The organism is Arthrobacter sp. M71 S08 (assembly GCF_059089725.1).
On sequence record NZ_JBNHEY010000008.1, the window covers coordinates 144699 to 163447 of the forward strand.

General features: G+C 63.0%; 15 protein-coding genes and 2 tRNA genes. 3 read left to right on the plus strand and 14 right to left on the minus strand.

Annotated elements, in window-relative coordinates; genetic code table 11:
• Positions 1 to 31: 31 nt before the first annotated feature.
• From ndk to AC5RTB_RS14965, 5 genes are all read right to left on the minus strand, one after another.
• The gene (gene ndk, locus AC5RTB_RS14945) at positions 32 to 448 is read right to left on the minus strand and encodes a nucleoside-diphosphate kinase (RefSeq protein ID WP_494061842.1); all 417 of its coding nucleotides are present in this window, start codon (positions 446 to 448) and stop codon (positions 32 to 34) included.
• Between the two features lie 63 nt (positions 449 to 511).
• Complete coding sequence (locus AC5RTB_RS14950) at positions 512 to 970, minus strand: DUF4233 domain-containing protein (protein WP_494061843.1); 459 nt, start codon at positions 968 to 970, stop codon at positions 512 to 514.
• A gap of 10 nt (positions 971 to 980) precedes the next feature.
• The gene (locus AC5RTB_RS14955) at positions 981 to 2381 is read right to left on the minus strand and encodes a bifunctional folylpolyglutamate synthase/dihydrofolate synthase (RefSeq protein ID WP_494061858.1); all 1401 of its coding nucleotides are present in this window, start codon (positions 2379 to 2381) and stop codon (positions 981 to 983) included.
• A gap of 8 nt (positions 2382 to 2389) precedes the next feature.
• Positions 2390 to 5686 (minus strand): isoleucine--tRNA ligase, encoded by a 3297-nt coding sequence (gene ileS / locus AC5RTB_RS14960; RefSeq protein ID WP_494061844.1) that lies wholly within the window; start codon positions 5684 to 5686, stop codon positions 2390 to 2392.
• A gap of 338 nt (positions 5687 to 6024) precedes the next feature.
• Entirely contained in the window at positions 6025 to 6780 is a 756-nt protein-coding gene (locus AC5RTB_RS14965) for an SDR family oxidoreductase (RefSeq protein ID WP_494061845.1), read from the minus strand.
• A gap of 66 nt (positions 6781 to 6846) precedes the next feature.
• On the opposite strand from AC5RTB_RS14965, the gene valS reads away from it, so the two are divergent.
• Positions 6847 to 9483 carry a valine--tRNA ligase gene (gene valS / locus AC5RTB_RS14970; protein ID WP_494061846.1) on the plus strand — a complete coding sequence of 879 codons (2637 nt, stop codon included), beginning with the start codon at positions 6847 to 6849 and terminating at the stop codon, positions 9481 to 9483.
• A gap of 82 nt (positions 9484 to 9565) precedes the next feature.
• Here the strand turns inward: valS and AC5RTB_RS14975 are convergent, their stop codons facing one another.
• The 6 genes from AC5RTB_RS14975 to AC5RTB_RS15000 all read right to left on the minus strand — a co-directional run bounded on the left by AC5RTB_RS14975 (position 9566) and on the right by AC5RTB_RS15000 (position 14902).
• Positions 9566 to 10186 (minus strand): mycothiol-dependent nitroreductase Rv2466c family protein, encoded by a 621-nt coding sequence (locus AC5RTB_RS14975; RefSeq protein ID WP_494061847.1) that lies wholly within the window; start codon positions 10184 to 10186, stop codon positions 9566 to 9568.
• Between the two features lie 112 nt (positions 10187 to 10298).
• Positions 10299 to 11591, minus strand: coding sequence for an ATP-dependent Clp protease ATP-binding subunit ClpX (gene clpX, locus AC5RTB_RS14980; protein ID WP_490891718.1), 1293 nt, complete (start codon positions 11589 to 11591; stop codon positions 10299 to 10301).
• A 184-nt stretch (positions 11592 to 11775) separates the two neighbouring features.
• Entirely contained in the window at positions 11776 to 12450 is a 675-nt protein-coding gene (locus tag AC5RTB_RS14985) for an ATP-dependent Clp protease proteolytic subunit (RefSeq protein ID WP_494061848.1), read from the minus strand.
• 46 nt (positions 12451 to 12496) lie between these two features.
• Positions 12497 to 13093 (minus strand): ATP-dependent Clp protease proteolytic subunit, encoded by a 597-nt coding sequence (locus AC5RTB_RS14990; protein ID WP_494061859.1) that lies wholly within the window; start codon positions 13091 to 13093, stop codon positions 12497 to 12499.
• Positions 13094 to 13288: 195 nt separating this feature from the next.
• On the minus strand, positions 13289 to 14719 hold the full coding sequence (tig, locus tag AC5RTB_RS14995) for a trigger factor (protein ID WP_494061849.1): 1431 nt from the start codon (positions 14717 to 14719) through the stop codon (positions 13289 to 13291).
• Positions 14720 to 14828: 109 nt separating this feature from the next.
• A tRNA-Pro gene (locus AC5RTB_RS15000) sits at positions 14829 to 14902 on the minus strand.
• Positions 14903 to 15017: 115 nt separating this feature from the next.
• Between AC5RTB_RS15000 and AC5RTB_RS15005 the strand changes: the two genes are divergently transcribed.
• A tRNA-Gly gene (locus AC5RTB_RS15005) sits at positions 15018 to 15091 on the plus strand.
• Between the two features lie 81 nt (positions 15092 to 15172).
• On the opposite strand, the gene AC5RTB_RS15010 is transcribed toward AC5RTB_RS15005, so the two are convergent.
• On the minus strand, positions 15173 to 16069 hold the full coding sequence (locus tag AC5RTB_RS15010; protein ID WP_494061850.1) for an Fpg/Nei family DNA glycosylase: 897 nt from the start codon (positions 16067 to 16069) through the stop codon (positions 15173 to 15175).
• A complete protein-coding gene (locus AC5RTB_RS15015; RefSeq protein WP_494061851.1) occupies positions 16069 to 16542 on the minus strand; it encodes a ribose-5-phosphate isomerase in 474 nt (157 codons plus the stop codon). Before AC5RTB_RS15015 ends, AC5RTB_RS15010 begins: the two co-directional genes overlap by 1 nt.
• Before the next feature lie 178 nt (positions 16543 to 16720).
• On the opposite strand from AC5RTB_RS15015, the gene AC5RTB_RS15020 reads away from it, so the two are divergent.
• Complete coding sequence (locus tag AC5RTB_RS15020; RefSeq protein WP_494061852.1) at positions 16721 to 18316, plus strand: multicopper oxidase family protein; 1596 nt, start codon at positions 16721 to 16723, stop codon at positions 18314 to 18316.
• 289 nt (positions 18317 to 18605) lie between these two features.
• Here the strand turns inward: AC5RTB_RS15020 and AC5RTB_RS15025 are convergent.
• Positions 18606 to 18749: FG-GAP repeat domain-containing protein (locus tag AC5RTB_RS15025; protein WP_494061860.1), on the minus strand; the 144-nt coding region annotated here is incomplete at its 5' end.

Sequence of the window (18749 nt, forward strand, 5' to 3'; positions counted from 1 at the left end):
ACGCTCAGACGGACGCCCGGAACGCGGCGGGTCAGCTGAACCAGATGGAAATTTCCTTCTCAGCCGATTCGGCCGAATCGGACCCGTGGACGAGGTTCTGCTGAACCTTCAGTCCCCAGTCGCGGCCAAAGTCGCCGCGGATGGTCCCGGGTGCCGCCGTCGTCGGCTCCGTAGTTCCGGCCAGGGAGCGGAAGCCTTCAATGACGCGTTCGCCCTCGAAGACTGCAGCAACCACGGGGCCGCTCAGCATGAACTCGACCAGCGGCTCGTAGAAGGGCTTGCCCACATGCTCGGCGTAGTGCGCTTCCAGGATGTCGCGGGTGGCGTTCACCAGCTTCAGGTCCACGAGTTTGTAGCCCTTGGCCTCTACCCGGGAAAGGATGGTCCCGGACAACCCGCGGGCAACGCCGTCGGGCTTGACCAGTATCAGGGTCCGCTCAGCACTCACTTTTGCTCCTCCGATTACGTCTGCTTCTGACCGGTGATCCGGCCATGTCCACCGTTGACTCTACTAAACGGTCTGCGGACCGCCGTCGTCGTTGGCGCGGTTCTCGCGCTCCCACTCAGCCTGCGCCCGGTCCCGCTCCGCGTTCTCCCGGTCCAGCCGCGCGCCGGTTCGGATCCCGTACAGCCAGGTCAGTGCGAAGAGGATGCCCACGAGGAACATCATCGGTTCGACAATGCCCGTTGCGATGATCAGGACCTGCAACACCCAGCCAAGCAGTATTCCGTACGACTTTGTGAGCAGCGCGCAGGCTGCGATCAGCGCAACGCTCAACGCGAGTCCGACGCCGAGGATCACGCCCACCGGGATGGTGTCCGAGCGGAGACCGAAGACCACCAGGGTTGCAAACAAGACCACGAAAGCTTCCAGCAGCAGCACCGTGGACGCGAACATCACCTTGATGGAGCGCCGTTTCTTCGGCATGCCGGGGCGCCACTCACGCTGCGCTCTGGTCTGGCGAGCCATGTACCCTCCCCTACTTGCCCAGCAGTGTGCGGGCCTCGCCCACCACTGTGATTGAACCTGTCACCAGAATCCCGCCCCCGAGCTCGCCGCCCTCCTCGACGGCCATGACTGCCCACTCAAGGGCATCATCGAGACGCTCGGCGACGTGGATGCGGTTGTCGGCGAAGCCCGCGCTGAGCGCCAACCGGCGCAGCTCCTCGGCAGGCACGGCACGTGGCGAGGTCGACTGGGTAAGGCAGATGTCCTCGAGCACCCCGCCGAGTTCCTCATGCAGTTCGCTGAGGATGGCTCCGGCGTCCTTATCGCCGAGGGCGCCGAACACGAGAACCAGTTTGCTGAACTCGAAGGCCTCGCTGATCGCCTTGGCCGATGCGCGGGCGCCGGCTGCGTTGTGGGCAGCGTCCACGAGGATGCTGGGAGCGGTACGCACCAGTTCCAGGCGGCCCGGTGAGGTGACGGCGCTCAGTCCGTCACGTACGACGTCGATATCGAGTTCCCGTGAACCCCCGCCGAGGAACGCCTCGACGGCGGCAACGGCAACGGCCGCGTTCTGCGCCTGGTGCTCGCCGTGCAGCGGAATGAGCAGGTCTTCGTAACGGCCCGCTATTCCGGCCACCGTCACCTGCTGCCCACCGACGGCGATCCGCCGGTCCTCTACGCCGAATTCCACTCCCTCGAACCGGAACTCGACACCGGTATCGCGTGCTTTCTCCAGCAGAACCTGAGCCGCGTCCGCGGGCTGCGCAGCGCTGATGAGGAATCCGCCCGGCTTGATGATCCCGGCCTTCTCGATGGCGATCTCGCCGGGCGTATCGCCCAGAAGCTCAGTGTGGTCGAGGGAGATCGGTGTCACAACCGACACGACGCCGTCACCGACGTTCGTGGCATCAGTGATGCCCCCGAGCCCCACCTCGATGACCGCAACGTCCACCGGCTCATCGGCGAAGACGGCAAACGCAAGGATGGTGACGCATTCGAAGTAGGTCAACCGCGGTTCACCCGACGCATCCAGTTCCGAGTCAACGATCTGCAGGTAGGGACGGATCTCATCCCAGACGCGGACGAACGTCTCATCCGAGACAGGTTCGCCGTCGATGCTGATCCGCTCCGTCACCCGCGTGAGATGAGGACTGGTGTACCGGCCGGTGCGCAGGTCATGCGCCCGCAGGAGGCCCTCGATCATCCGCGCCGTTGAGGTTTTGCCGTTGGTGCCGGTGATGTGGATGATCGGGACGGCCTTGTTCGGCTCGCCCAGAATCTCCATCGCGCGGAACAGCGGAGCCATGCGGGGCTCCATCTTGTTCTCCGGCGCCCGGCTCAGCAGTTCGGCATAGACGCTCTCGACCGAGAACTGGTCGATGGAGCCAGTTCCCCCCTGACCCGTTTCGGCCTGGTTGCTGTCCTGGTTCATTTCGTGATTCATGCCTGCCGCTCCACTCTTACCGAAACTCCGTCCGCCTGCGGTGACGCCGCAACGACAAGTTCCAGTGCATTCGTCAACGTTTCCTGCTTGACCAGCTCAACGTGCGCCTCAAGGGCGGAGAGCGTCTCTGCGTCGGCCTCCACTGTGGTGACCACCCGGTCGCTGATGTGAAGGTCAGCGTCGCGGCGCGCCTGCTGGATGGACCGGATGATGTCGCGGGCAGTGCCCTCTGCCGCCAGTTCGGGCGTGACCTCGGTGTTGAGCACGAGGAAGCCACCACCCGGCAGCACGGTCACGGCCGTGCTGCCGCCGTCGGCATCGTCGCTCTCGACGACGGTCTCCAGGGTGTACTCGCTGGGCTCCAGGGCCAGCCCGCCTGCGGTGACAGCACCGGCCTCGTCCACGAACCAGTCCCCCGCCTTGGCAGCCGTGATGGCAGTCTGGACGTTCTTGCCCAGCCGCGGACCAGCGGCGCGGGCGTTGACCACGAGCTTCTGCGAGATGCCGAATTCCTCCGGGGACGCATCGGCGGAGTCGATCAGGCGGACTGCCTTGATGTTCAGTTCGTCCGCGATGATTGCCCGGTACTGTCCGTCCAGTTCCGCCGCGTGCGGAGCGACGACCGTGAGCTCGGAAAGGGGCAGGCGAACGCGGAGATTGGCTGCCTTCCGCAGGCTCGACCCCGTCGAGCAGATCTGCCGGGTCCGCTCCATCCGCTCCACCAGTTCCGGCGCAGCAGCGAACGACGACGACGAAGCCCAGTCAGTGAGATGAACCGAACGGCCGCCGGTCAGGCCTCGCCAGATTTCCTCCGTAACCAGCGGAAGCAGCGGCGCTGCGACCCGGCTGACCGCCTCAAGACAGGTGAAGAGGACGTCGAAGGCATCGGTGTCCTCGTCGAAGAACCGCTGCCGGCCGCGGCGGACGTACCAGTTGGTGAGCGTGTCCAGGTAGCGGCGCAGCGCTTCACACGCATCGCTGATGTTGAAAGCGTCGAGGGAGGCCGTCATGTCCGCCACCAGATTCCCGGTGTACGCGAGGATGTAGCGGTCCAGCGGCTCGGCCAGTGTTTCTGCAGTCTGTGCGTCAACGGTTTTCGCCTCGTATCCTGCTCCCCCCGCTGCAGCATTCGTGTACAGGCGGAAGAAGTGCCACACATTCCACAGCGGCAGGATGACCTGCCGGACGCCGTCGCGGATGCCCTGCTCGGTCACGACGAGGTTTCCACCACGGAGGATTGGTGAGGCCATGAGGAACCAGCGCATGGCATCCGAGCCGTCGCGGTCCAGGACTTCGGACACATCGGGGTAATTCTGCAGGCTCTTGGACATCTTCTGGCCGTCCGAACCGAGAACGATGCCGTGGCTGATGACGTTCTTGAACGTCGGCCGGTCGAACAGCGCCGTCGCCAGGATGTGCAGCGTGTAGAACCAGCCGCGTGTCTGGCCGATGTACTCGACGATGAAGTCCGCAGGGTTGTGGGACTCGAACCAGTCCTCATTCTGCATGGGGTAATGGACCTGCGCATACGGCATGGACCCTGAGTCGAACCACACATCCAGCACGTCCGCGACCCGGCGCATGGTCGACTGGCCCTCCTCTGGGCTCCGTGGGTCGTCCGGGTTAGGGCGGGTCAGCTCGTCGATGAATGGCCGGTGAAGGTCCACCTCGTCGGCCGCGTTGCGGGGCAGGCGACCGAAGTCGCGCTCCATTTCCGCGAGGGAGCCGTACACGTCGGTGCGCGGGTAGTTCGGATCATCCGATACCCAGACAGGGATCGGGCTGCCCCAGTAGCGGTTGCGGCTGATCGACCAGTCGCGCGCGTTCTCCAGCCACTTGCCGAACTGGCCGTCCTTGACGTTGTCCGGGATCCAGTTGATCTGCTGGTTCAGCTCGACCATGCGGTCCTTGATCTTCGTGACCTCAACGAACCAGGACGACACCGCGCGGTAGATAAGCGGATTGCGGCAGCGCCAGCAGTGCGGGTAGCTGTGCACGTAGCTCGCCTGCCGTACAAGCCTGCCGCTGTCGCGAAGGACCCGGGTGATGGTCTTGTTCGCTTCGAAGACCTGGACCCCGACGATGTCCGCCAGTGGTCCCTCCCCAAAGGTCCGGAGGAAGCGCGCGCCCTCGTCGACCGAAAGGATCACCTGGATACCGGCGTCCTCACAGATCTTCTGGTCTTCCTCGCCGTATGCCGGTGACTGGTGCACGACGCCGGTACCATCCGTCGTCGTGACGTAGTCGGCAACCAGGAACCGGAAGGCGTTGCGGTAGCCGCCCCGCTCGGGATCGGTGTAGTAGTCCCAGAGCGGCTGATACTCCAGGCCGCCAAGCTCGGTGCCGCGGTGGGTACCGACGACGGCGGCACGCGCCTCCTCGACGGAGGCATACCCGAAGTCCTTCGCGTAACCGGACAGCAGCTCCTCGGCGATGAGGAAGCGGCGCCCTTCCAGATCCCCGGCCCCCGATACGAGCGCGTAGTGGATATCAGGCCCGACGGCGAGTGCCGCGTTGGTGGGCAGCGTCCAGGGCGTCGTGGTCCAGGCAAGCGCCTCGACGCCGGCGAGCTCCTGAGACAGGACCGACTCGCCGGCGATGATCGGGAACGTCACGGTGACGGTCTGGTCCTGACGGTCCTGGTAGACATCGTCATCCATGCGCAGCTCATGGTTGGAGAGCGGCGTCTCGTCCTTCCAGCAGTACGGCAGCACCCGGTAGCCGTTGTACGTGAGGCCCTTGGTGTGCAGGGTTTTGAACGCCCAGAGCACCGACTCCATGTAATCGACGTTCAGGGTCTTGTAGTCGTTCTCGAAGTCCACCCAGCGGGCCTGGCGGGTGACGTAGTCGCGCCACTCCCCCGCGTACTTCATGACCGAGGCACGGCACGCGTCATTGAACTTGTCGATGCCCATGGCTTCGATCTGCTTCTTGTCGCTCATTCCGAGCTGCTTCATGGCCTCGAGCTCGGCGGGAAGCCCGTGGGTGTCCCAGCCGAAACGGCGCTCAACCCGGCGGCCGCGCTGACTCTGGTAACGCCCCACGAGGTCCTTGGCGTAACCGGTCAGCAGGTGCCCGTAGTGAGGCAGTCCGTTCGCAAAGGGAGGTCCATCGTAGAAGACAAACTCGTTTGAGCCGTCTTCGCCGGCGTCGCGCTGGTCGATGGACGCCTGGAAGGTGGCGTCTTTCTCCCAATACGTGAGGACGCGTTCCTCAAGCTCGGGGAACCGCGGGGAGGCAGAGCCGGAGACAGCCGGATCCGCGGCGGAGGCCTTGGGATAGATCTGTGACATGTGGTGTGTCCTGAAGCTGGCAAGAATTCGGCGGGCAGGGGCGGTCATTCTGCAAGGACGAATCTCACCCCGGCGCCGAAGCTCCGGCCGCGGATCCGCGGTACCACCTCGCTTGCCCGCGCCCCCCCTCCCGAATCCGGGAGGAACGGCGCAAGCCGCTTCATGTCTGCTGTCACGGGCTTACCCGTCCGGTTCTACTAATCCATGTCTACCAACTCAGGCGACGGGCGTTCTTCCGGAAGCTCACCGGTGATGGCCGGGTCATAGCTGCTGCGTCAATTCTAGCTGGCGGCGTTGTATTGAGCGAACCACACAATGCTCTCCAGGCCCGGCCCGAGTTAACCCCGTCGGATCACCTTGTGCGCAGCCGCCTGCGCCAGCGGCCGGACAACAATCTCGTCCAGGTTGACGTGGTGCGGAACGGAGACCGCATAGGCGACGACGTCGGCGACGTCGGCTGCCGTGAGTGGGTTCTCGACGCCGGCGTAAACCTTCTCCGCCGCGGATTCATCGCCGAGCCGATTAAGCGAGAACTCTTCCGTATGGACCATGCCGGGAAGGACCTCCACCACCCGTACGTTGTGCTCGACCTCCTCGAGCCGCAGGGCCCGGGTCATGGCCCGCTGAGCCGCCTTCGCGGCGTTATAGCCACCGCCGCCCTCGTAGGCGACCAGAGCCGCCGTCGACGTCAGGTTCACCACGGTGCCCTGCCCGTGTTTCCGAAGCATCGGCAGGAATGCACGAATCAGCTTCATGGTGCCGAGCACGTTTGCGCCGTACATCCATTCCCAGTCCTCGGTGCGCGCATTCGCCACCCAATCCGTGCCGCGCGCACCGCCGGCGATATTGATCAGGGTGTCGATGCCGCCCGCTTCGGTAACGTCCCGCACCAGGCGGGCAACGCCGTCGTCGTCTGTGATGTCCAGTGCCACCGGCACTGCACCGGTCTCCTCGGCGAGCCGCTCCAGCCTGTCTGCGCGACGGGCAACCGCCCACACACGCCAGCCGTCCGCAGCCAGCCGGCGAACGGTGGCTTCACCGATGCCGGAGCTCGCTCCGGTTACTACCGCTGCCCTGTCCTGTCCGGAAGTCATGAACTCAAACTAGCCCACAAGCAGCGCCGACGCAGGTGGAGACAGCCAGCATGAAACAATTGGTCCATGGCACACATCAACGAGGGTACAGACACGCCCACACCCGCCCCCATCAACGTTCCCGACAAGCCCGCGCTTGAGGGCCTCGAAGCCGCTCTGAACGAGCGCTGGCGCACCGAAGGAACGTACACCTTCAACACAGAGACGTCGCGCGAAAGCGTCTACTCGATCGACACCCCGCCTCCCACCGCCTCCGGTTCCCTGCACGTGGGCCATGTGTTCTCCTACACGCAGACGGACGTCATCGCGCGTTATCAGCGCATGACCGGCAAGAACGTTTTCTACCCGATGGGCTGGGATGACAACGGCCTCCCCACCGAACGGCGCGTGCAGAACTACTATGGCGTCCGCTGCGATCCACCCGTGCCGTACAACTCCGACTACCGCCCGCCGGCGCAGCCCGCGAAGAACCAGCGCGACTTCGACGTCGTCTCCCGCCGCAACTTCATTGAGCTCTGCGAGGAACTCGCCGTCGAGGACGAGAAAGTCTTCGAAAACCTCTTCCTGTCCCTTGGCCTGTCAGTGGACTGGAACCTCACGTACCGCACGATCGACTCAACCTCCCGAGCGGTGTCGCAGCGCGCCTTCCTGGCCAACCTCAAGCAGGGCGACGCCTATCTCGCTGAGGCACCCACGCTCTGGGACGTGACGTTCCGGACGGCCGTCGCGCAGGCAGAGCTTGAGGACCGTGAGGTACCCGGCGCCTACTACCGCTACCCCTTCGAGGCGGCGGACGGCACCCAGATCCACATCGAGACCACCCGCCCCGAACTCCTCGCTGCCTGCGTGGCCCTCGTGGCGCACCCGGATGATGAGCGCTACCAGCCCCTCTTCGGCAAGACCGTGACCTCTCCCCTGTTCGGTGTTGAGGTTGAGGTGAAGGCACATCCGCTCGCCAAGCCTGACAAGGGCGCCGGTATCGCCATGGTCTGTACGTTTGGTGACCTCACCGATGTCACCTGGTGGCGCGAGCTTGAACTGCCCACCCGCGCGATTGTCGGCCGCGACGGCCGCATCATCGCCGACACACCGGACTGGATTACGACGGCGGCGGGCCGGGACAACTATGCCCGCATCGCCGGCAAAACCGTGTTCTCGGCGAAGGAAGCCGTAGCTGAGATGCTCACGGAGGCTGATCTGCTGGACGGTGAGCCGAAGAAGATTTCCCATCCCGTGAACTTCTTCGAGAAGGGTGACAAGCCTCTGGAGGTTGTCACGAGCCGCCAGTGGTATATCCGCAATGGTGGACGGGATGCTGACCGCCGCGAACGACTGATCGCCCGTGGTCGCGAGATCGATTTCCATCCATCGTTCATGCGCAGCCGCTACGAGAACTGGATCGAGGGCCTCAACGGTGACTGGTTGATCTCCCGCCAGCGGTTCTTCGGCGTGCCTTTCCCGGTCTGGTACGCACTTGATGACAGCGGGACGCCCGACTACGAGAACCCGATTCTTCCTTCAGACGAGATGCTCCCGGTGGACCCGGCAGCGGAACCGGCGCCGGGCTTCGATGAGGCCCAGCGGGATCAGCCGGGCGGCTTCATGGGAGATCCGGATGTCCTGGATACGTGGGCAACGTCGTCGCTTTCGCCCCAGATCATCGGTGGCTGGTCCCGGGATGAGAACCTGTTCGCCAAGGTGTACCCCTTCGATCTGCGCCCCCAGGGACACGACATCATCCGGACCTGGATGTTCTCCTCCGTGGTGCGCGCAGACTCGATCCTCGATTCCGCGCCGTGGAAGCACGCCGCGATCTCGGGCTGGATCCTGGACCCCGACCGCAAGAAGATGTCCAAGTCCAAGGGCAACGTTGTGGTTCCCACAGATGCCCTGGACCAGTTCGGTTCCGACGCCGTTCGCTACTGGGCAGCATCCGCGAAGCTTGGCGCGGATACCGCCTACGAAATCGCACAGATGAAGATCGGCCGCAGGCTCGCCATCAAGCTGCTGAACGCCTCCAAGTTCGTGCTTGGTCTCGGTGCGACGGAAGCGGACATCGTCGCGGATAATGCAACGACGGTCACCAATCCGCTGGACCGTTCCCTGCTGGCTTCCCTTGACGAGGTGGTGCAGCAGGCCACCGCCGCGTTCGAGAAGTACGACTACGCGCGGGCGCTGCAGCTGACTGAGACGTTCTTCTGGTCCTTCACCGACGACTATGTCGAGCTCATCAAGGACCGGGCCTATGGAAGCGCAGGAGACGCGCAGAAAGCGTCAGTACTGGCGGCTCTGGCGACAACCCTCGACCGGTTGCTCCGCCTCTTCGCCCCTGTTCTTCCCTTCGCCACCGAAGAGGTATGGAGCTGGTGGCGGCATGGATCGGTCCACCGTGCGCCGTGGCCCTCCGCCGGGTCGCTCACTGCTGCTGCACTGGACGCGGATACCGGCATGCTCGCCACCGTCGGTGCTGCGCTGGGCGGTCTGCGGAAGGCGAAGTCGGAGGCCAAGGTCAAGCAGCGCACCGAGGTGCTCTCAGCGGTCATCAGCGGTTCGGAGACACAGGTCCGGCAGCTCGAGGCCGCGCTTTCCGACCTGAGTGCGGCAGGCAACGCAACCGGCATCGAACTCCGCGTTCACGACGGCGATCTGTCGGTAAGCGAGATTCGCCTGGCTCCAGCGGAGCAAACCGTCAACCCATCCTGATCCGGGCCGAAAAAGAGGAGGCCCCTCCAGCGTTGTGCTGGAGGGGCCTTCTCTTTTCTTGCTCAGCTATACGGACTTGTCCTTAATTGAAGGACGGGCTTGAGGTGCGGGAGCGCTTCAGCTCAAAGAACTGGGGGAATTCCGCCATCATCACCGCGCCATCGAAGACCCGTCCGGCTTCTTCTCCGCGGGGAATGCTCGTAAGCACAGGGCCGAAGAAGGCAGTGCCCTCGAACGCGACTACCGGCGTTCCGACTTCATCGCCCACCTGGTCGATTCCCTTCTTGTGCGACGCCCGAAGCTGCGCGTCGTACTCCGTGCTCGTCGCGTACTCAGCCAGCGACGCCGGAAGGCCGGTCTCCTCGAGTGCCTCACGGATAACCGCCTCGTAGTCGGAGTTGCCACCGTTATGGATGCGGCTGCCCATAGCGTCGTAGAGCTTCTTGATGTTTTCCCGCCCATGCAGTTCTGAGGCGGCGATAATCACTCTGACCGGTCCCCAGGCACGGTTCATCATGTCCAGATAGTCCTCGGACAGGTCCCGTCCTTCGTTGAGGACAGACAGGCTCATCACGTGCCAGTCGACTGCAACGTCACGGACCTCTTCGACCTCACCCATCCAGCGGGAGGTGATCCAGGCAAACGGGCAGACCGGGTCAAACCAGAAGTCGGCCTTCTTCGCGGTCTCGGTGGCAGCAGTCATGAAAACTCCTTGGTTGCACGGAAAGTACTTAGATAGGGGCCGCATGAGCAGCCTCTTCTCTTTCGTGCAACCCCGACCAAGGCCGCGGGTATTCCCGAGCGTTACGTTCGGCTCAGGCGGACTTGTTGCGGCGCTTGGCCACGACGTCGTGCGATATGAGCGTCGGCTCTGCCGTTTTGTCTACGACGGCGGCACTGATCACCACTGTCGCGATGTCCTCTCGGCTCGGCAGGTCAAACATCACGGGGAGGAGCACCTCCTCCATGATGGCCCGGAGGCCGCGGGCGCCTGTTCCCCGCTCAAGCGCCTGATCGGCAATAGCCTCGAGCGCCTGCGGCTCGAAAACGAGCTCCACTCCGTCCAACGCGAACATCTTCTGATATTGCTTCATCAGTGCGTTCTTCGGCTCGGTGAGGATCTGCATCAGGGCAGGGCGATCGAGGTGAGTAACGGTGGTGATCACCGGAAGCCGCCCGATGAACTCGGGGATCAGACCGAACTTGAGGAGATCCTCCGGCATGACATCGCCGTAGCTCGCCTCCTCGTTCTTGAGGGAACTCAGCGGGGCCCCGAAGCCGATGCCCTTCCGGCCGGCCCGCGATCCGATGATCTCCTCCAGGCCGGCGAAGGCGCCCGCGACAATGAACAGCACGTTGGTGGTGTCGATCTGGATGAATTCCTGGTGCGGGTGCTTGCGTCCACCCTGTGGCGGCACCGAGGCCACGGTCCCCTCGAGTATTTTCAGGAGCGCCTGCTGGACGCCCTCACCTGAAACATCGCGTGTGATGGAGGGGTTCTCGCTCTTGCGCGAGATCTTGTCGATCTCGTCGATGTAGATAATGCCCTGCTCGGCCTTCTTGACGTCATAGTCAGCTGCCTGGATGAGCTTCAGGAGGATGTTCTCAACATCCTCGCCGACGTACCCGGCCTCGGTGAGCGCGGTGGCGTCCGCAACCGCAAAGGGAACGTTGAGACGCCGGGCGAGGGTCTGCGCGAGGTAGGTCTTGCCGCAACCGGTGGGCCCGATCAAAAGAATGTTGGACTTCGCGATCTCGACGTCTTCCGCCGGAGACGCGTCGGAGAGGTTCGCCGACGCCCGGGGGGTATGGCCGGACTGGATTCGCTTGTAGTGGTTGTAGACAGCGACTGCGAGCGACCGCTTTGCGGGCTCCTGTCCGATGACGTATTCCTGCAGGAAGTCGAAGATCTCGCGAGGCTTAGGCAACTCGAACGTGCCGAGGTCGGCAACTTCGGAGAGCTCTTCCTCAATGATCTCGTTGCACAGTTCGATGCATTCGTCACAGATGTAGACGCCCGGGCCCGCAATGAGCTTCCGGACCTGCTTCTGGCTTTTTCCACAGAAAGAGCACTTGAGTAGATCGGTGCTCTCACCAATGCGAGCCATGTGTCAGTCCCCTAACGTGGTCCTGTAGTGTTCCGCCTAAGTCTTCGGCCGCTACCAACTGCTGTGATGGGACGGTCTCCATGCGTCGACTAAGTTCCACTCTAGGCCACTCGGCGGCCTGAATCAGCTATATGGCGCCCGTGGTCTTTCCCTGTCGGGAGGGACCACGGGCGCATGGCAGCGGCTACGGCTTGTTGATCTTCGGCGGGCTGATCTTCCGTGATGTAAGTACCTCATCGACAAGGCCGTAAGCCTTGGCGTCTTCGGCAGTCAGGATCTTGTCCCGCTCAATGTCAACGTTGACCTGCTCCGAGGTTTTCCCGCTGTGCAGTGCCAGCGTGTCCTCAAGCCAGGCGCGCATACGCATAACTTCATTGGCCTGGATCTCCAGGTCGGAAGCCTGGCCACCCTGCCCACCACCCAGCGCCGGCTGGTGGATGAGCACGCGTGCGTTCGGAAGCGCGAGACGCTTGCCGGGCGCACCGGCTGCGAGCAGCACCGCCGCAGCGCTGGCCGCCTGGCCGAGGCACACCGTCTGAATTTCCGGGCGGATGAACTGCATCGTGTCGTAGATCGCCGTCATTGCGGTGAACGATCCGCCGGGCGAGTTGATGTAAAGCGTGATGTCCCGCTCGGGGTCAGTGGACTCCAGAACGAGCAGCTGGGCCATAACGTCATCAGCGGACGCGTCGTCGACCTGGACGCCCAGGAAAATGATGCGGTCCTCGAACAGCTTCGTGTAAGGATCCTGGCGCTTGAAACCGTAGGGAGTGCGCTCCTCGAACTGCGGGAGGACATAGCGGTTGTTCGGCAGCTCGGGGGCCCGGCCGCCGGATGCGGCATGGAAATCGTGGTTCATTGTGCCTCCTGTGTGGGCAGGTCAGTGGAAGTGGGCTTGAAGCGGATTAGTCGCGGTTGGTGCCGCCGCCGCCGGAGACGGACCCCGCGTGCGCCGAGATGTGATCGAAGAACCCGTATTCAAGGGCTTCCTTCGCCGTGAACCACTTGTCGCGGTCATTGTCCTTGAGGATGGTCTCAACCGACTGGCCCGTCTGCTCGGCGGTGAGCTCGGCCATAACCCGCTTCATGTGCAGGATCAGCTCCGCCTGGATCTTGATGTCCGATGCGGTGCCGCCGATCCCACCTGAAGGCTGGTGCATAAGGATACGGGCATGCGGGGTGGCGTAACGCTTCCCCTTCGTCCCCGAGGACAGAAGGAACTGCCCCATTGATGCGGCGAGACCCGTGGCGACGGTCACGACGTCATTAGGAATGAACTGCATGGTGTCGTAGATCGCCATGCCCGCGGTAACCGAACCGCCCGGTGAGTTGATGTAGAGGAAGATGTCCTTGTCGGGATCCTCGGCCGACAGCAGGAGCAGCTGTGAGCAGATGGCGTTCGCGTTCTCGTCACGTACCTCGGAGCCGAGCCAGATGATGCGCTCCCGGAGGAGTCGGTTGTAGATGTAGTCGTCGCGGCTGGCAGGATCAACAGTTGCCATGGTCGGTGTGGTGGATTCGGATGCCATTGCTGATTGACCTCTCACTCAGGTTTTTCTCTCACTGGACACTAACCTGTTTGGTTGTTGTTTTGCTCCCGCGCCTTGAACTGTTCGCTGACGGCGTTAGGAAGTAGGAGCCTTAACGGCAGATGCCGCCAGCGCGCGGCTGGCGGCATCTGCTGAAGCGGTTGAAAGCTAGGCTTTCGTAGACTCTGCGTCCGCGTCCTCGGTGCCCGCATCGGGAGCATCTGACTCGACGACGGCGGCCTCGTCGGTTGCCTCGATGGATGCGTCCTCGACGGGCAACTCACCCTCCTCCTGCTCTGTGTCCCCTGCGGGGCGCACGAAATCGGAGAGGTCGACTGTTTCACCGTTGGTGTCGGTGACGACCGCAAGCTCGAGCACCTTGGCCAGTGCCTTGCGCCGGCGCACTTCCCCAACGATCATCGGAACCTGACCGCTCTGGTCGAGCATCTGCGCGAACTGGTTCGGCTCCATGCCGTACTGGCTGGCGGAAGTGACGATGTAGTCGATCAGCTCGTTCTGGCTGACGCCGATTTCTTCCTTTTCGGCGACGGAATCGAGGACGATCTCATTGCGGAAGGCCTGCTCGGTGTTCTTGCGAACCTCCGCACGGTGCTCTTCGGTGTCGTGGTCCTCGCCTGCCGAGTGGCTGCTCTCCGAGTTGAAGTGCTGCTCGAGCTGCTCTTCGATGACGGACTCCGGAACCGGAACCTCAACGAGCTCAAGCAGCTTCTCGAGAACCTTGTCGCGGGCTTCCACACCCTGCTCGACAAGCTTCTCCTCGGCTGACCGCTTGGCCAGATCGGCGCGCAGCTCATCGATGGTGTCGAACTCACTTGCCAGCTGGGCGAAGTCATCATTGGCGTCGGGGAGCTCACGCTCCTTGACTGCCTTTACGGCGACCGTGACCTCGGCGGCCTTGCCGGTGTGCTCGCCCCCGGCGAGGGTTGTCTCGAAGGTGGAGGACTCGCCGGCGCTGAGACCGGTTACTGCTTCGTCCATGCCTTCAAGCATGGTGCCGGAGCCAACCTGGTAGGAGATGTCAGCGGCGGAGTCGACTTCCTCGCCGTCGATCTTTGCCGTCAGGTCAAGGGTGAGGAAGTCACCGTCAGTCGAGGGACGGTCCACTTCCTTGAGCGTTCCGAAACGGCCGCGGAGCTCATCAAGAGCCTTCACGACGTCCTCCTCGGACGCCTTGGCGGCCTCAACGGTGACCTCCAGACCCGAGTATTCGGGAAGCTCGATCTCGGGGCGAATATCGAGTTCCACGGTGAAGAGAAGCTGACCATCCTGCGCTGAGGGGTCGGGAACCTCAGTGATTTCCACCTCGGGCCGGCTCAGCGGACGGATCTTCGTCTCCTGGACGGCGTTCTGGTAGAAGCCGTTCAGTCCATCGTTGATCGCCGTCTCAATGACGTAGCCGCGTCCAACGCGCTGGTCAATGAGCTTGTTGGGAACCTTGCCCTTGCGGAAACCCGGAACCTGCACCTGGCTGGCGATGGTCTTGTAGGCAGCTTCGATGTTCGGCCTGAGTTCCTCGAAAGGGACCTCCACGTTGAGCTTCACTCGCGTGGGAGTGAGGTTTTCGACAGCGCTCTTCACAGCCTAGTACTCCTGAATGATAGGGATCGGTTCTGCACCGGGTAATCAGATCCCGCAAGGGATCAGTTCTGCACCGTTGATACAGATTTCTGCACCGTTTAACACAGAGTCGGGGTGACAGGATTTGAACCTGCGACTTCCTGCTCCCAAAGCAGGCGCTCTTCCAAGCTGAGCTACACCCCGGTTAGTGCAGAGGCAAGTCTACGAAAGAAACCGCACGGTTGCACATTTTGAGAATTCGATATCCTTGTGGTGTAGTTATATGCGTTCCAACCGACCACCAGAGTCGCCGGAACCCGGGGATGTAGCTTAATGGTAAAGCCTCAGTCTTCCAAACTGATTACGCGGGTTCGATTCCCGTCATCCCCTCCATTTCCCCGCTGATTCACCCATAATCTCCAGCTGGGCCAGCCCCAGCCCACTGTCGGGCGATCAGCCAAAGCGCCGCCCGAATCACGCCGCCTGGCAGTAGGGACACCAGTAGAGCTTTCGGGCCCCCATCTCGGCCATCGCCACCGGTGTAGCGCAAATTCGGCACTCCAGCCCCGTCCGTTTGTAGACGTAGTGGGAATCTTCCGCCCGGACAGGGCCGCTCTTCGAACCGTCCGCTGAACGGTGGTTCGGTGTCGTGGTAACAATGCGACCCACTCGCACTCCGTCATTCATCAGAACAACGAGGTCCTCCCACAGCGCCAGAGCTTCGCTGTCGCCGAGCGCCACTCCCTGAAGCCACGGATGCACCCGCCGCCGGAACAGCACCTCCGCCCGGTAAACGTTGCCGACACCGGCGATCACGGCCTGATTCATCAGCGAGAGACCTACGGCAGTCCGCGTACGCCGAACACGCTTTATGAATTCGGCAGGGTCGGAGTCCGCGTCCAGCGGATCAGGTCCAAGTTTCCCAATGACCGCCTCGCGTTCCGCGCCCGTGATGAGCTCGCACGCCGTTGGACCGCGAAGGTCCGCCCAGCCATGTTCGGAAACCAGCCGGACACGGACCGCTCCCACTGGCGGCGGTGGGCCGGTGTAGGAGGATGGGGCGTCGTCGTCGGCTGTTTCCCTCTCGCCCACCCTTCTGGGTGCACCGATGCTGGAAGCTCCACGGAACTCACTGTCCCCGCCAAAGCTCCACGCGCCGTACAGACCGAGGTGGACGCGCATCACCAGGTCATTGTCGAATTCCAGGAAGAGCTGCTTTCCATGCGCCCGGGCACGGGTAAGGACAGCTCCGTCAAGACGCTCCGCACCGGCCGAGAAGCGCCCCTGCGGGCTGCTTACTCTCAGCGGCTCACCGGTAAAAACCGACGTGAACTGGCGGGCAAGCCGGTGGATCGAGTGGCCCTCAGGCACTACGCGAGGATTTCGCCGGTGGCTTCGTAGGCGGCAATCTTGCTGATTCGCCGTACATGGCGCTCGGCACCGCTGAACGGTTCGGCAAGGAAGGCTTCCACGATGGCTGTGGCCTCTTCCGGCGAATGCTGCCGTCCGCCCAGCGCTACAACGTTTGCGTCGTTATGCTGGCGGGCGAGCCGTGCCGTGTCGAGGTTCCACGCCAACGCCGCACGTATGCCACGGACCTTGTTCGCCGCGATCTGCTCGCCGTTGCCCGAACCGCCCAGAACGATCCCGAGGGCCTCACGTCCCGAAAGCTGGTCGTCGACTACCGCCAGTGCTGCGTTGATGCAGAAGGAAGGGTAGTCATCCTCTGCGTCGTACACGGACGGGCCATGGTCCACCATCTCGTGTCCCCTGGCACTGAGGTGCGCAACGAGGTGTGCACTGAGCTCCATGCCGGCGTGGTCGGTTGCGATGTGAACGCGCATGTAAGGTCCGTTCGGGGAGGTGTGGGTAGGTTCGATTCAAGATTAGTGCCTGCCGCGGCACAGGTTCGCATATGGCAACGATCCCGCGACCTCAGGCTGCCCTTGCGGGGTCGGTAGTCCTAGTTTTCTCCAAGTAGCGGGGTCCATCCTTTCCATACATCCTAGGAAAGGAACACCGATGTCTGTTTCTCGGCGTCAGGTCCTCACGTTCGGGGGACTAGGAGTCATCGGAGCCGGGGCGCTGTCCGTCCCGTTCAGCTCCATCAGCGCCAAGTCAGCGAGCAAGCTGGCAGACAGCGACATGCCGTTGCCATACCGCGTGCCGCTCACGGTTCCGCCGATCCTCGATCCATACGCAGTGGGACGCGCACCTGACGGCGCAAAGGTGCACTACTACAGCGTGACCCAGAAGGCCGGGACCGCGAAGATTCTCCCCCGCCTCACCACTCCCATCCTGGGATATAACGGAATATTTCCCGGACCCACAATTGACCTGCTGCAGGGAACGCGGGCAGTGCTCAAGATCCGCAACCAACTGCCGCAGACGCACCCCCAGCACGGCCACACGCTGTCCACGTCGACCCACCTGCACGGTTCAGCGTCGCTTCCGCAGTTCGATGGGTATGCCAGCGACGTTATCCCTCCGGGGTTCGCGAAGAATTACGAGTACCCGAATTTCCAGTCGGCACGAACGCTCTGGTACCACGACCACAACGTGCACACCACGGCGGAAAACGCCTACTCCGGGTTGTCCGCACAGTTCTGTCTGCACGATCCGGCAGAGCGTGAACTGCTGCCACAGGACGACTTCGACATTCCGCTGACGCTGTCGGATGTCATGTTCGCCGCCGACGGAAGCCTCGCCTACGACGACAACTCACACTCGGGGCTCTGGGGTGACGTGATCCTGGTGAACGGCAGGCCCTGGCCGGTAATGAAAGTGCAGCGCCGCGTATACCGCTTCCGCATCCTCAACGCGTCCATCTCACGTTCGTTCCGCCCAACCCTCAGCACGGGAGAGGCCGTCCACATCGTGGCGACCGACGGCGGACTCATGCCGAAAACCCAGTCGGTTGATTCCTGGCGGCATGCAGGCGCCGAGCGGTACGAGATACTGATCGACTTCTCCGGATACCAGCCGGGTCAGCGGGTAGAGCTGCGAAATCTGTCGAACAAGAACAACGTCGACTACGACTTCACAGACCGGATCATGGCCTTCGACGTGACGGATCAGCCCGTGGACACTTCAGACGGCACCTGGAAGACCATCCCACAGACGCTGGTGGGCCATGAAGTGATGAATCTCAAGCCAGCCCGCGACACCCGCGTGCGCAAGTTCCGGGTGAAGCGTAACGACGACGTCTGGGTCATCGGGGAGGATTCCTGGGCGGACATCATCGCCAGCGGATACCGTCGAGTATGTGCCGACCCTGAGCTGGGGGCAACGGAAATCTGGGAGTTCGAGAACAGTTCGGGTGGGTGGTTCCATCCGATCCACATTCATCTCGTCGACTTTCAGATTCTCAGCCGCAACGGTCGCGCCCCGTTCTCCTACGAGCTGGGTCCCAAGGACGTGGTGTACGTCGGCGAGGGCGAAACCGTTCGCCTGCTCATGAAATTCGGACCGCACCGTGGCAAGTACATGATCCACTGCCACAACCTGCCCCATGAGGACCACGACATGATGACCCAGTTCAGCGTGGGCCTGAAACCCGGCTCCGTTGACCTCAACGACCCGATGAAGGCCGCACCGGCCTTCTGGGACGGCGCGTAGGGCGGACCATCCACCGGCAAGTCCAGGCATCTTCCCACCGACGGGAAGGTGCCTGGACTCTTTTGTGTGCAGAGACACGCGCTGCAGGCGCATGGACGGGGGCGCAGGGACGGTCTTCAGCGCCCGTCCATGCTCGGCTCCCTGGAGCTGGTTTGCAACCCGCTCCAGGGAGCCGGTTACCAGCTTGGGACCACCGGGAACGGGTGAGCAGGCAAAGGAAAAGCCTCCCGCACCCTGTACGGTGCGGAAGGCTCTTCCTGTCTGCGGGGCAGGGATCACCCCGTCCTGGTTAGAAGATGCTGGTCATACCGTTCCAGCCGGTGCCGATCAGGGTCTTGGTCAGCCACCCGCCGTCGCCGTTACCCGGATACAGCCACAGCCTGCCCGAAGAATCCCGAGCCAGAACATCGACCTTGCCGTCACCGTTGAAGTC

Bases quoted from the DNA above. Each gene is read 5' to 3' on its own strand.
- AC5RTB_RS14950 (WP_494061843.1), bottom strand. From the start codon at position 970: ATGGCTCGCCAGACCAGAGCGCAGCGTGAGTGGCGCCCCGGCATGCCG.
- AC5RTB_RS14955 (WP_494061858.1), bottom strand. From the start codon at position 2,381: ATGAACCAGGACAGCAACCAGGCCGAAACGGGTCAGGGGGGAACTGGC.
- ileS (WP_494061844.1), bottom strand. From the start codon at position 5,686: ATGTCACAGATCTATCCCAAGGCCTCCGCCGCGGATCCGGCTGTCTCC.
- AC5RTB_RS14965 (WP_494061845.1), bottom strand. From the start codon at position 6,780: ATGACTTCCGGACAGGACAGGGCAGCGGTAGTAACCGGAGCGAGCTCC.
- valS (WP_494061846.1), top strand. From the start codon at position 6,847: ATGGCACACATCAACGAGGGTACAGACACGCCCACACCCGCCCCCATC.
- AC5RTB_RS14975 (WP_494061847.1), bottom strand. From the start codon at position 10,186: ATGACTGCTGCCACCGAGACCGCGAAGAAGGCCGACTTCTGGTTTGAC.
- clpX (WP_490891718.1), bottom strand. From the start codon at position 11,591: ATGGCTCGCATTGGTGAGAGCACCGATCTACTCAAGTGCTCTTTCTGT.
- AC5RTB_RS14985 (WP_494061848.1), bottom strand. From the start codon at position 12,450: ATGAACCACGATTTCCATGCCGCATCCGGCGGCCGGGCCCCCGAGCTG.
- AC5RTB_RS14990 (WP_494061859.1), bottom strand. From the start codon at position 13,093: ATGGCAACTGTTGATCCTGCCAGCCGCGACGACTACATCTACAACCGA.
- AC5RTB_RS15015 (WP_494061851.1), bottom strand. From the start codon at position 16,542: ATGCGCGTTCACATCGCAACCGACCACGCCGGCATGGAGCTCAGTGCA.
- AC5RTB_RS15020 (WP_494061852.1), top strand. From the start codon at position 16,721: ATGTCTGTTTCTCGGCGTCAGGTCCTCACGTTCGGGGGACTAGGAGTC.